This window comes from Mycolicibacterium hodleri, from assembly GCF_025822245.1.
Taxonomy (GTDB): domain Bacteria; phylum Actinomycetota; class Actinomycetes; order Mycobacteriales; family Mycobacteriaceae; genus Mycobacterium; species Mycobacterium hodleri.
Map to the genome: position 1 here is coordinate 104,926 of NZ_JACKTL010000069.1, position 11,731 is coordinate 116,656.

11 protein-coding genes are annotated in these 11,731 nt (G+C 68.0%); 2 read left to right on the plus strand and 9 right to left on the minus strand.

Translation table 11 applies throughout. The features are described from left to right. Positions 1-16: 16 nt before the first annotated feature. From car to H7J06_RS28670, 7 genes are all read right to left on the minus strand, one after another. Positions 17-3,553: a carboxylic acid reductase gene (car, locus tag H7J06_RS28640; protein ID WP_264042830.1), complete on the minus strand. Its 3,537-nt coding sequence runs from the start codon at positions 3,551-3,553 to the stop codon at positions 17-19. A gap of 195 nt (positions 3,554-3,748) precedes the next feature. Further along, positions 3,749-3,949 (minus strand): hypothetical protein, encoded by a 201-nt coding sequence (locus tag H7J06_RS28645; RefSeq protein WP_264042831.1) that lies wholly within the window; start codon positions 3,947-3,949, stop codon positions 3,749-3,751. Positions 3,950-4,016: 67 nt separating this feature from the next. Further along, positions 4,017-4,310 carry a DUF4235 domain-containing protein gene (locus H7J06_RS28650; RefSeq protein ID WP_264042832.1) on the minus strand — a complete coding sequence of 98 codons (294 nt, stop codon included), beginning with the start codon at positions 4,308-4,310 and terminating at the stop codon, positions 4,017-4,019. Beyond that, positions 4,307-4,597 carry a DUF3618 domain-containing protein gene (locus H7J06_RS28655; protein WP_264042833.1) on the minus strand — a complete coding sequence of 97 codons (291 nt, stop codon included), beginning with the start codon at positions 4,595-4,597 and terminating at the stop codon, positions 4,307-4,309. The genes H7J06_RS28650 and H7J06_RS28655 overlap by 4 nt, the downstream gene beginning before the upstream one ends. Then, a complete protein-coding gene (locus H7J06_RS28660) occupies positions 4,584-4,994 on the minus strand; it encodes a phage holin family protein (RefSeq protein ID WP_264042834.1) in 411 nt (136 codons plus the stop codon). The genes H7J06_RS28655 and H7J06_RS28660 overlap by 14 nt, the downstream gene beginning before the upstream one ends. 75 nt (positions 4,995-5,069) lie before the next feature. Continuing rightward, positions 5,070-6,026 carry a TIGR03557 family F420-dependent LLM class oxidoreductase gene (locus tag H7J06_RS28665; protein WP_264042836.1) on the minus strand — a complete coding sequence of 319 codons (957 nt, stop codon included), beginning with the start codon at positions 6,024-6,026 and terminating at the stop codon, positions 5,070-5,072. A gap of 44 nt (positions 6,027-6,070) precedes the next feature. Beyond that, positions 6,071-6,349, minus strand: a complete 279-nt coding sequence (locus tag H7J06_RS28670; RefSeq protein ID WP_264042837.1) for a hypothetical protein — start codon at positions 6,347-6,349, stop codon at positions 6,071-6,073. Between the two features lie 133 nt (positions 6,350-6,482). Between H7J06_RS28670 and H7J06_RS28675 the strand changes: the two genes are divergently transcribed. Further along, positions 6,483-9,008, plus strand: coding sequence for an excinuclease ABC subunit UvrA (locus tag H7J06_RS28675; RefSeq protein WP_264042838.1), 2,526 nt, complete (start codon positions 6,483-6,485; stop codon positions 9,006-9,008). A 208-nt stretch (positions 9,009-9,216) separates the two neighbouring features. Here H7J06_RS28675 and H7J06_RS28680 read toward each other — a convergent pair whose 3' ends face one another. After that, positions 9,217-10,647 (minus strand): sugar porter family MFS transporter, encoded by a 1,431-nt coding sequence (locus tag H7J06_RS28680; RefSeq protein WP_264042839.1) that lies wholly within the window; start codon positions 10,645-10,647, stop codon positions 9,217-9,219. 241 nt (positions 10,648-10,888) lie between these two features. On the opposite strand from H7J06_RS28680, the gene H7J06_RS28685 reads away from it, so the two are divergent. Next, positions 10,889-11,011, plus strand: coding sequence for a hypothetical protein (locus H7J06_RS28685; RefSeq protein ID WP_264042840.1), 123 nt, complete (start codon positions 10,889-10,891; stop codon positions 11,009-11,011). A gap of 188 nt (positions 11,012-11,199) precedes the next feature. On the opposite strand, the gene H7J06_RS28690 is transcribed toward H7J06_RS28685, so the two are convergent. After that, complete coding sequence (locus tag H7J06_RS28690; protein ID WP_142551818.1) at positions 11,200-11,655, minus strand: STAS domain-containing protein; 456 nt, start codon at positions 11,653-11,655, stop codon at positions 11,200-11,202. Positions 11,656-11,731 lie beyond the last annotated feature (76 nt).

Consider the following 11,731-nt stretch of genomic DNA (forward strand, 5'->3'; position numbering starts at 1 on the left):
ATATTCGTGTGACGGGTCAGAGAAGCCCAAGCAGCCGTAGGTCGGTGACGTACTTGACGATCACGGGGGCCGTCAGGTGGGGGATGTCCTTCTCGGGGCCAATCTTGTCGTCCTGCACCGCAGTTCGGAAGTGGTCGACTGGTGCCAGGGATCCGTTGACCGGGCGTTGCGGCACCCCGTAGTTGTGCAGCAGCGGCAACAGCGACGCCTGACGCTGCTTCTCCGGCAGCGACCGCAAGGCCGTGTCGAATCGAGCCAGCCAGTCGGCGTAACCGGGGATCCGGACGATCTGATGGCCCGCCTCGACCAGCCAGTCGACGAACGTGTCCATGCTGATGCCGTCGTCGTACGGATTCATCACGTGGAACGTCTCGAACCCGGTGACGTGGGCACTGATCGTGTCGACCGCGTCGGCGATGAATTCGACGGGCAGGCCGTCGAAGTGGGCGCGCTGCCTACTTCCGCCGCCGTCCAACTCGTAGAACGACGCCGGGGCCACGCCCGTCGCCACCAGGCTCAGCATCATCCGGGTGAACATGTCGGGCACGTTCAGCTGACCCGCGTAGGTGGTGTCGGCCATGATCATGTCGCACCGGAACACCGAGACCGGCAGACCGCACAGATCGTGGGCCTCGCGCAGCAGGACCTCGCCCGCCCACTTGCTGTTTCCGTAGCCATTCGCGTAGTCCTCGTTGACCTTTCGCGTTGCGCTCATCTGCCGGATGTCGGTCTCTTCGACGAAGTGACCCGGCTCGATGCCGTCCCCGACGCCGATCGTCGAGATGTAGACGAACGGCTTGATGCGGGTGGTCATGGCGATGCGAATCAGCTCGGCGGTGCCGACGACGTTGGGCCCGAACAGTTGGCTGTAGGGCAAAACGTGGTTGACCAGGGCGGCCGGGTCGACGATCAGGTCGACGGTGTCGGCCAACCGCTGCCACGTCGGCTGTGACAAGCCGAGGTTCGCGTCGCCCTTGTCGCCGGCGATCACCTCGAGGTGATCGGACAGGGAGCGGTAGTGGGCGAGCAGCTTCGGATCACCGCTGTCGAACGTCGCGTCCAATCGGGCGCGCGCGGCGGCGTCGTCCTTGGCGCGGACGAGGCAGACGACCTTGCCGTCGACGAGGTCCATCCGCTCCAGCCAATCCAGGGCCAGATAGCGGCCGAGGAAGCCGGTGGCGCCGGTCAACAGCACCGTGCGGACCTCACCGGCCGGCGTCGGCAGTGAGGGCGCGGCAGCGAGGGTGGCCTCGTCGACGAACTTCTCCAGCGTCAGGTCGCGGGCGTGCACCTCGGTGGCGTCGCGGCCGTGGACCGCGTCGTAGGTGGGGCGCTTGGTGCCGCCGGCCAGCTGCGCCTCGACGTAGGCGGCGATCGACGCGAGGTCGCTGGCCGGGCTGACGATCACGCCGACGGGAACGTCGACCTCGAAGATCTCGTGCAGCAGGTTGGCAAAGGTCAACGCCGACAACGAATCTCCACCAAGATCGGTGAACGCCGAGTCTGGCGCCACGTCGGCGGCGGCGGTCCCGAGCAGTGCGCTCGCGGCGCGGCCCACGGTCTCGGCGACGGGGCGCTGGGCGCCGTCGCGCCGCAGGGAGCGCAGCACGTCGGCCTGACCGTCGGCGAGGTCGACGTACAGCTGCTCGAGCCGGTCGCCGTAGAACTCCTTGAGCTTCGGGCGCGCGAGCTTGCGGATGCCGGTCAGCAGGCCGTTCTCCAGGGTGAACGGCGTGGTCTCGACGAGGAAGTCCCGGGGGATCTCGTACCCCTGCAGCCCGGACTCTCGGGCGACGCTCTGCAGCGCCTCGGCGAGTACGGACTTCACCGCGGTGACGTCGCCGCCGGCACTGGCGAGCGCGTCATCGGTCGGCACCACCACCGCCAGCAGATACGAGCGAGAGCTGTTGCCGTAGACGAAGATCTGGCGGACCGACGGATGGCCGCCGTAGGCCGCTTCGAGCTTCGAGACGGTGACGAACTCGCCTTGGGAGAGCTTCAGCACGTTGTTGCGGCGGTCGACGTAGGTCAGGTGCTCGGGTGCAGTCTCGGCGAACACGTCGCCGGTGTGGTACCACCCGTCGGCGTCGAACAGTTCGGCGGTCACGTCGGGCCGCTTGTAGTAACCGGGGATGACGTCGGCCGTCCGGACCCACAATTCGCCACGGGGGTGCGGGCGGTCGGTGGCGAAGTAGCCGAGTTCGGGGACGTCCACCAGCTTGTAGTCGACGACCGGTGGCCGTCGGATCGCACCGTCGACGAGCACGACGCCGGCCTCGGTGGAGCCGTAGCCGTCCTGCACGTGGACGTCCACGAAGTCCTCGATCCAGGTGTGCAACTCGGGCGAGATCGGCGCGGAGCCGGTGATCGCCGAGAACTGGCGTCCGCCAACGAGACTCGTGCGCTGTTCGGCCATGACCTCCTGTTCGACGGTGGCCCGGTCGGCGTCGTCGCGGGCCGCGGTCCGACGGTCGGTCTCGCTCTGGACTTCCTGAAAGAGCATCTCCCAAATCCTGGGGACGAAGTCGAGCTTCGTCGGACGCACCAGGGAGAGGTCCTCGAGCAGCGTCGAGAGGTCGCTCTTGGCGGCGAAGTACGCGGTGCCGCCCGCGCCCAGCGTCGAGTAAAGGATCACGCGGCCCATGACGTGGCTGATGGGCATGAAGCTCAGGGTGATGGCGGGAAGCTTGTTCTCGGTGTCCCATTCGGGGCTGAACCAGCCGCGCCAGCAGTTGGCCATCAGCCGGTCGGTGTACATCGCCCCCTTGGGCGCACCGGTGCTGCCGGAGGTGTAGATCAGCAGTCGCAGGGCGTCGGCGTCACCCGTGCGGGTCTCCGCCGCTGGGGCCGAATGCCGAGAGCCGCCCTCGACGACGTCCTGCAGGGTCGTCACGTCGACCTTCAAGTCTGCGAGCCGGGTGGTGGCGGACTCCAGCGCCTCGCGGTGGTCGTCGACCTGGGGGTGGTAGTCGAACACCACCAGGCGTCGAGGCGCGTGTGACGTGAGGGCGAGTTCGACCGCGTCGTCGAGGTGGTCCATGCTCGACAGGATCACCACGGGCGTGGTCTCGACCATGATCGGTTGCAGCTGTGCCACGGGCGCGCTGGTCTGCAGCGGGACCGACACCGCGCCCGTCAGGGGCAGCGCCATGTCGACGACGGCGTAGTCGGCGCTGGTGAATCCCAGCGTCGCGACGCGGTCACCCGGCTGAATGGGATTGCCGGCCAGCGCGTCGGCCAGGGCACGGACCCGCTGCCAGGTCTCGCGGTAGGTCAGGGTGTCGAATCGGGGCTGCAGTGAGGCGACCGTGCGGCCCGACTCGTCGGGAACGAACTCGACGGCGCGCTGGCCGAGTGCGGGCCGGTCGGCGTAGCCGGTCATCGCGATGCGGATCACGTCGGCGAGCACATTCTCGGGACCCTGCATGGCGGTGTTGATCGACGGATCGGGTTGGGCCGCAACGAGTTGCGCGTCGCCGGAACCCGAGTGCGAGGTCAACTCCTCGAAGCGTCGAGAGAGTCGCTGTTCACGGGTGTCGGTGGGAGTTGACATTGGGGGGTCTCCTCGGACAGGTGGTCGAATCGCCGGCGGGATGCATTGCCGGCTCCACGACCGGAAACTACGTTAGCGAAACTAAATATTCCTGGACGCTTACTGTGAGGAGGCTTGGCCCCGCGCCGGCAGGCCCGTGAACGGCCACGTCTCGGAGGGGCGGCTAGACCTCGGTGACCGATCTCACCGAAGACCTCAGCGCACGAGGACGTCGACGCCCGCGCTCAGCACCACGGCGCAGACGACGAACGACATCGCGGCCCACGCCACGGGCTTGCGCTTCGTCTCCATGGCGACGATGGCCGCGATGACGCCGCAGAAGATCGATCCCACGAAGATCGCGATGGCCGGCCCGCCGTGGGGGATGACCGCCATGGCGGCGTACGTCGTGGACATGCCGCGATGGTGGCACGGCGACCACCGGGTCTAGCTGTGGATTGGCTCGTCGACGGCTGAGACGAGGTCAGCTACCGGGCCACTCGCCGGTCCACCGCTCGAAGATGCGCGCACCCTGTCGGTCGATCACGGTCTTGACCACTGAGTAGACGACGCCCTGCACGGCGGCCGCCAGCAGGATCTCCTTGAACGGATACTCGGTTTGCAGCGCCGTCGGCGGATCCGGCTTGTCACCGGGGCTGGCGCGCTTCCACACCTGCTTGAAGATGGCACTGGCCACCAACCCGCCCAGAATGGAACTGACTAGCCCGACGGGGCGGTAGAGGATCTTCGCCGTCGTGGACGGTGAGTTCGTGGTCATCGCCTTCTCCTTCGCCAGACGACGATACCCAGTATCAGCAGGGCGACCGCGACGGCGGTCACGGGAAGCGCGGGCTTGACCGAGCCGTCGGGGGTCGTGGTGCTCTCGACGATGCGGTGCTTGGCGTCGTCCACGGCGTCGCCGGCCCGCGCCTTCACGTCGAGCTTGTCGGTCAACGCACGCGCCGTCTCGCCGAGATCGGCTCGGGTGTCCTCGATGTCGGCCTGCAAGTCGTCGATGCTTGCCTCCGGGCCTGGCTCTGCCCGGGTCGGATCAGGTTCGGTCATGGCGGGCGTCCTTCACCTCGTGGATGTCGTCCTTCACGTTCGCCACCGTCTGTTGAGGCACCGGCGACGCCTCCTGGACCTGACGTTTGCCGATCAGCGCGGCGACACCGCCGGCGGCGAGCAGCACGACGCCGACGATCACGGCGGCCGCCCACACCGGCAGGGCCAGGGCGAGCGCGGCCACCGCCGCCGCAATCAGCGTTGCCACGCCGAAGACCGCGAATGCGCCTGCGACGCTGAACAATCCGGCACCTATGCCGGCGTGCTTGGCCGACTCTTGGAATTCCTTCTGCGCCAGCCGGATTTCGTCGCGCACGAGGCGCGACGTCTGCGCTGCCAGCTGGGTGATCAGTTCGCCGGTGGAGGCGCTCTCGGTCGGCGTCGAGCCTGTGCTCATCGCTCCTCCTTCACGAGGAATGTCGGCGGGTGAAGGCGACGTTCCCGCTGCGAACCGACTCAAACGTGGTCGGCGTCAGCCGCGCAGCTGCGGCAGCACCTCGTCGTGATAGGCGGCGAAGAAGCCCTCCATGTCCGGACCGATCTGCTGCACGTAAACCTCGTCGATCCCCGCGTCGACGTGGGACCGAAGCTGCGCGACGTGCTGGTCCACGTCGGAGCCGCACGCGATGGCCTCGGCCGTCTTCTCGCGCGGGACCAGCGACATCGCGTCGGCGAAGTCCTGTGGGCGGGGCAGCGTCTGCGCCAGTTGACCGGGGAGTTGTTCGTTGGCCCAGAGACGGTGAGCCGCCGACAGGGCGGTGTCGGCGTCGGCGTCCCAACTCACCTTCGTGCCGGCCTGCACCGGCTTGTCGCCGCCGCCCGACTCGCGAAAGGTCCTCACCAGCTCGGCGTCGGGCATGGCCAGGCAGTAGCCGTCGCCGATGCGCCCCGCGAGTTTGGCGCCCTGCGGGCCGAACCCGGAGACGTAGACGGGCACGGGCTGATCCGGGCGGGTGTAGATGCGCGCATCGGACACCTCGTAGTGCAGGCCGTGGTGGCTGACGTTGTCGCCCTCGTGCAGCAGGCGAATCACGTCGACCGCCTCCTCGAGCATCTCCCACCGCAGGCCCACGGACGGCCAGGGGTCGCCGAGGATGTGTTCGTTGAGCGCTTCGCCACTGCCCACGCCGAGCACGAACTTGCCGCCCAACTGGACGGCGGCGGTGGCCGCGGCCTGCGCCACGATCGCCGGATGCATGCGGATGGTCGGACAGGTCACCGCGGTGGTCACCGGAAGCGAGGTCACCTCCGAGAGGGCCCCGATCACGCCCCACATGAACGGGCTCTGACCCTGCTCGTCGTTCCACGGGTGGAAGTGGTCGGAGATCCACAGCGCGTCGAAACCGGCGGCCTCGGCGCGTCGCGCTTGGTCGACGAGCTCCTTGGGGCCGAACTGTTCACAGGACAGGAAGTATCCAAAGGTGGTCACCCGCACCGCTATACCCACCTGCGGGCGGGCCAACCCCGCGGCGCTCAGTCCTGCTTGTCGGGCTTGTCCCGATCCTCGTCGTCGGCCCCTGCGTCGGCGTCGTCGGTCTCGTCGTCGGCCCGTGCATCGGCCTTGGCGTCGGTCTCGTCGTCCTTCCCGCGCTGCCCGCCCACCTCGAGCACGGCCCAGTGGCTGGGGGAGACGTAGACGGACCACTCGCCGTCCCGGCGTCCCATCTTGAGGACGCCGTTCTCGACCTCCCACGCCGTGTCGTCGTCGTAGTCGGTCTCTTGTCCATCGGAATAGGTCAGTGTGAATGCCATTGACCGAGCCTGCCATCGGGGTGGCGCGCTCGTGGCGAGCCCGCGAAAATTCTTCAAGATCATCCATCATCTTGCGGCAGTGGCCCTTTCGGCGACGTTTGGTCGTGGCGAAACCTGCGACCACACTGGAGGTGTGTCTACGCGCCCCGAAGACGTCGATCCCTTCGTCCGCGTCGTCGGATCGCAGGTGCACAATCTGAGGACCGTCGACGTGGCGGCGCCGCGCGACGCGTTCGTCGCGTTCACCGGGGTGTCCGGGTCGGGCAAGTCGTCCCTGGCCTTCGGCACGATCTACGCCGAGGCGCAGCGCCGGTACTTCGAGTCCGTCGCGCCGTACGCCCGCCGTCTGCTGTTGCCTGCCGGCGCCCCGAAGGTCGAAGACATCACCGGGCTGCCGCCCGCGGTCGCCCTGCAGCAGCGCCGCGGCGCCGGAACCTCGAGGTCGACGGTCGGCACGGTGACCACGCTGTCGAACCTGCTCCGCATGCTCTACTCGCGGGCGGGCACCTACCCGGCCGGCGCCACCGCCCGGCTGGACTCCGACTCGTTCTCCCCGAACACCGCCATCGGTGCGTGTCCGGAGTGCCACGGCCTGGGGCGAATTCACCGCGTGACCGAGCAGACGCTGGTTCCCGATCCGACGCTGACGATCCGGGAGGGTGCCGTCGCGGCGTGGCCGGGGGCGTGGCAGGGACAGAACCTGCGCGACATCCTGATCACGCTCGGCCACGACGTCGACGTGCCATGGCAGAAGCTGCCCAAGCGCACCCGCAACTGGATCCTGTTCACCGACGACCAGCCGACCGTCGAGATCGATCCGAGTCGGCACCCGGTCACCGCGGACTACTACTACAACGGCACGTTCTCCAGCGCCGAACGCCACGTGCGACATACGTTGGCCAACTCGCAGAGCGCGATGATGCGCCGTCGCGTGCTGCAGTTCGTCGACTCCGTGGAATGTCCCGTGTGCGGCGGGTCGGGGTTGCGGCCGGAGGCACTCGCCGTCACCTTCGCCGGGCACACGATCGCCGAGCTGGTGGCCATGCCGATGATCGACCTGGCGGCCACGCTGGCACCCGCGGCCGGCCGGGTCGACGCCGACGCGGCGTACGAGTCCATCGAGTCGGGGGAGTTCACCGAGGTGGCGACGATGATCGCGGCGGACCTCGTCGCGCGCATCCAGGTGCTGCTGGATCTCGGCCTGGGATATCTCAGCCTGAACCGGCGGACGCCGACCGTGTCACCGGGGGAACTGCAGCGCCTGCGGTTGGCGACGCAGCTGCGGGCCGGCCTGTTCGGCGTCCTCTACGTGCTCGACGAACCGTCGGCGGGGCTGCACCCGGCCGACGCCGAGCCGTTGCTCGACGTCCTGGATCGCCTTCGGCGGGCAGGCAATTCGCTGTTCGTGGTCGAACACGACATGGACGTGGTGCGGCGCGCCGACTGGATCGTCGACGTCGGGCCCGGCGCGGGCGAGCTCGGCGGCGAGGTGCTCTACAGCGGGCCCGTGCCAGGGCTGGCCGACGTGTCGACCTCGGTGACCCGTCGGTACCTCTTCGACGAGGCGACGGCCGAGCTGCGCGCCAAGCGGGTCCCGTCTCGGACGCTGCGGCTGCGCAACGTGTGCTTCCACAACCTTCGCGACCTCGAGGTGCAGATCCCGCTCGGCGTGTTCACCGCCGTCACCGGGGTGTCCGGATCGGGAAAGTCGACGCTGGTCTGCAAGGTCGTCGGCGACGTCGTCGCCCGCCACCTCGGTGCCGCCAACACCGTCACCTCCGACGCCGAGGGTGCCGATCCGGCCGACGCCGACGCGGGAGTCGCCGACGCCGACCTGGACGCCAGCATCGGGGTGACGGTCGACGGGGTGGACTTCGTCGACCGGTTGGTGACCGTGGACCAGAGACCGATCGGACGCACGCCACGGTCGAATCTCGCCACCTACACCGGCATGTTCGACGCCGTCCGGAAGGCGTTCGCGGGGACCGACGAGGCGCGAAGGCGGGGGTGGAGCGCGGGGCGCTTCTCCTTCAACGTGGCCGAGGGGCGATGTCCGACGTGTCAGGGCGAGGGCTTCGTCGCCGTCGAATTGCTGTTCCTCCCAGGCACGTACGCGCCGTGTCCCACCTGCCACGGGGCCAGGTATTCCGAGGAGACGCTTTCGGTGCGCTACCGCGACCGTACGATCGCCGACGTCCTGGCGATGACCGTGGACGAGGCCGCGGAGTTCCTCGCCGACGTTCCCGCAGCGGCCAGGAGTCTGACCACCCTGCGCGAGGTCGGGCTGGGGTATCTGCGGTTGGGGCAACCCGCGACGGAACTGTCCGGCGGTGAGGCGCAGCGCATCAAGCTGGCCTCGGAGTTGCAGCGATCCCGCCGCGGACACACGTTCTACGTGCTGGACGAGCCGACGACCGGATTGCATCCCGCCGACGTCGACCTGCTGGAGCGGCAATTGCAGCTGCTGGTGGACGCGGGCAACACGGTGGTCGTCGCCGAGCACGACATGGGCGTGGTGGCGGGAGCCGACTGGGTGATCGACCTGGGTCCCGGCGCGGGCGACGCCGGCGGTCGAGTGGTCGCGGCGGGCACGCCGGAGCACGTCGCCGGGTCGGCGGAGAGCCGGACGGCGCCCTATCTCAAGGCGAGACTGCGCTAGTTCTCGGCGCGATGCCTACCCCGGTAGGGGCTGACGTCGCCCGACCTGGCTCCCGTCGGGGACCAGCCATGGCCGAAGAGTTCCAGGGACGGGTCGCCGACTGGCGGCGTGAACACGGGTGCACCCTCCCGGATTGGGCTCACCACGAGGTCGTCTCGTTCGATCACGCGGGCTATTTACCCGCTCGTCAACCGAGGCCAAACATTGCTCAGGACCGTGACGCAAAGTCCGCGGGCGTGAACGTGCCCGCGCCGAGCTTGGACTCGATCTCCTCCAGGCTTCGGCCGGTCAGATCTGGCATCCGGAAGTAGACGAAGAGCCAGGCCGCGACGTTGAACAACCCGTAGAGCCACATCGACGGTCCGACGCCGATGCCGCTGATCAGCGTCAGCAGCGTGAGGGTGATCAGCAGATTGGTCCCCCATAGCGCCGCCGACTGAGCCGCGGTGCCGGCGGGTCGCACCGCGAGCGGGTAGGTCTCCGAGCCGGTGAGCCAGCCCATCAGCTGGAGTCCACCGGCGTTGAAGAGCATGAACACCACCAGGCAGGCGATGATGAACGGTATCGAGTCACGCCCGCTGTTGCCGGAGACGAACAGCCAGCCCAAGACGAAGAGGCTCAGCGCCGCGCCGGGAATCATGATGAGGGTGAGGCGGCGCCGGCCGACCTTGTCGATGATCGACAACCCGACGAGTTGGGCCACCAGGTAGGCCACCCCCAGGGCGACCGACACCTCCAGCGCCACGGATTCCGAGAAACCGTTGTCGGTCAGGATCGTCGGTGAGTAGTAGATGATCATTTCGATGCCGCTGAGCTGGGTGAAGATGGCGATGCCGCAGCCGAGTATCAGGGCGGGCCGCACCCACCCCGCGCGCAGTCCCGACCAGCCGCGGGTCTTGGCCGTCTTCTCCTCGTGGGCCAGCTCGCCCATCTCGTCGAGCTCGCCCGCCACGTCGTAATTCGACGGGCGAACCCGGTCGAGCACGTCGCGGGCGTCGTCGCCCCGGTCCTGCTTGACCAGCCAACGCGGGCTCTCCGGCAGACGCAGCAGCAGAACCAGCATCAGCGCGGCGGGTACGGAGGCAGCTCCGATCGACCACCGCCAGGGAATCGACTCCGAGGCTCCGACGATGGTCGCGATGACGATGCCGACGCCGATGGCGATCTGGAAACAGAGCACCAGGCGTCCGCGGTACTTGGGAGGGGCGAGCTCGGCGACGTACATCGGGGCGGTCTGGGTGGCCCCGCCGACGGCGAAGCCCAGGACCAGCCGTCCGGCCGACAGCAGTTCGGGGTTGGGGGCCACCGCGCACCACAGGGAGCCGACGACGAAGACGACGGCGAGCATCACCAAAGTGCCCTTGCGTCCTCGCCTTTCGGACAGGTAGCTACACGTCAACGCGCCGACCACCGCACCGAGGAGGATGCTCGCGGCGATCACCTGCTTCCAGGATTCCGCAATGCCGAAGTCCTTCGTGATCTGCAGCAGGGCTCCGGAGATGATGCCCGTGTCGTAGCCGTAGAGCATGCCCGACACCGCCGACACCAACGCGACGATCACCACCGCCCCCGTCAGCTGGCCGGGTGCCTTCTCGCGGGCCTCTGCCGACCCGGTGGGAGCGTTGTCGGTCGAACCCATGCCTCGGCCCTCCAGCCTGTGTGACGTCGTCGTCTAGGTGGTGCTGTGGCGTCATACCCACAAAACGTCCAGTTCACCCCAAGGTGCCCTCGCGCGACGAGCGCGACGTGTTCCACGACGGCGGGTGAGAAGTGGCACGGGGCCGGCGCGGCGTTTCCACCCGGGTGGCGGCATACTGTCCACCTTGGAAAGGCGACGTGACTAATCGTCGCTTCCGTTATCTCACAAGGGTTTTGGATAAATGATCGACGTGAAGGCGATTGCCGCAGCTACCGCCGTCGCGGGAGCCCTCGGCGTCGCCGCCCTGGGAATTGGTTCGGGTGTCACCGGACCGCTCGGGCTGCTCCACTTAGGCAACTGCTGAGCGCGATCTGCACGGCGGTCCGCCAACGAAGACGCCCACCTCCGAGCGATGCTCGGAGGTGGGCGCTTTCAGTTCTGGGAAGTCAGCGACGGGTTAGCGGGCGGGCTGAGCCAGGGTGGACTTGTAGTGGCGCTGCAGGAGGAAGCGCAGCCAGCGAACGTCGATCAGCATGTCGAGATTCCTTTCGCTCAGGCGGACTTGGTGAGGATGGGGAGGATGCGCCGGCGCTCGCCCGCGACGTCCGAGAAGTGGTGCAGTGCATCGGGGACCGACGGGGTGGCCGGGAAGACGTCGTCGACCCCACACAGTCGCAGGGTGCGCGACACCGCCTGGCTGATCACCAGTGACCACTCGTCACCGGCGGCGTAGCAGGCCTCGTCGATGGCGTCGAGGAGTTCGATGCCCTGGGCAGCGAATGAGGTAACGCCGCTGAGATCTAGTACGAAGGGCTTCTCCGCGATGATGCAGCCCTTGGCCTGGGCGACCACCTGGCCGACGTTCACCTCGTCGATCGATCCGGTGATGGTCAGGACGGTGGCGAGTTGCCGGCACTGCTTGTGGAGCTCGGCGCCGTTGCATTCGACCGACGGATTTCCATAGCGGAAGCGGGAATTCGTTGCTGAGCTGGTGCTCGTAGCGATCATGGCACTGCCTCCCTTCGGTAGTTGCCGAATGAATTGGCGGCGTTGCCGTCACTTCGACTTGAATCCCAAGGTAAGG

Excerpts from the sequence above, each read along its gene's own strand:
- car (WP_264042830.1), bottom strand. The coding sequence starts at position 3,553 with ATGTCAACTCCCACCGACACCCGTGAACAGCGACTCTCTCGACGCTTC.
- H7J06_RS28645 (WP_264042831.1), bottom strand. The coding sequence starts at position 3,949 with ATGTCCACGACGTACGCCGCCATGGCGGTCATCCCCCACGGCGGGCCG.
- H7J06_RS28650 (WP_264042832.1), bottom strand. The coding sequence starts at position 4,310 with ATGACCACGAACTCACCGTCCACGACGGCGAAGATCCTCTACCGCCCC.
- H7J06_RS28655 (WP_264042833.1), bottom strand. The coding sequence starts at position 4,597 with ATGACCGAACCTGATCCGACCCGGGCAGAGCCAGGCCCGGAGGCAAGC.
- H7J06_RS28660 (WP_264042834.1), bottom strand. The coding sequence starts at position 4,994 with ATGAGCACAGGCTCGACGCCGACCGAGAGCGCCTCCACCGGCGAACTG.
- H7J06_RS28670 (WP_264042837.1), bottom strand. The coding sequence starts at position 6,349 with ATGGCATTCACACTGACCTATTCCGATGGACAAGAGACCGACTACGAC.
- H7J06_RS28680 (WP_264042839.1), bottom strand. The coding sequence starts at position 10,647 with ATGGGTTCGACCGACAACGCTCCCACCGGGTCGGCAGAGGCCCGCGAG.
- H7J06_RS28685 (WP_264042840.1), top strand. The coding sequence starts at position 10,889 with ATGATCGACGTGAAGGCGATTGCCGCAGCTACCGCCGTCGCGGGAGCC.
- H7J06_RS28690 (WP_142551818.1), bottom strand. The coding sequence starts at position 11,655 with ATGATCGCTACGAGCACCAGCTCAGCAACGAATTCCCGCTTCCGCTAT.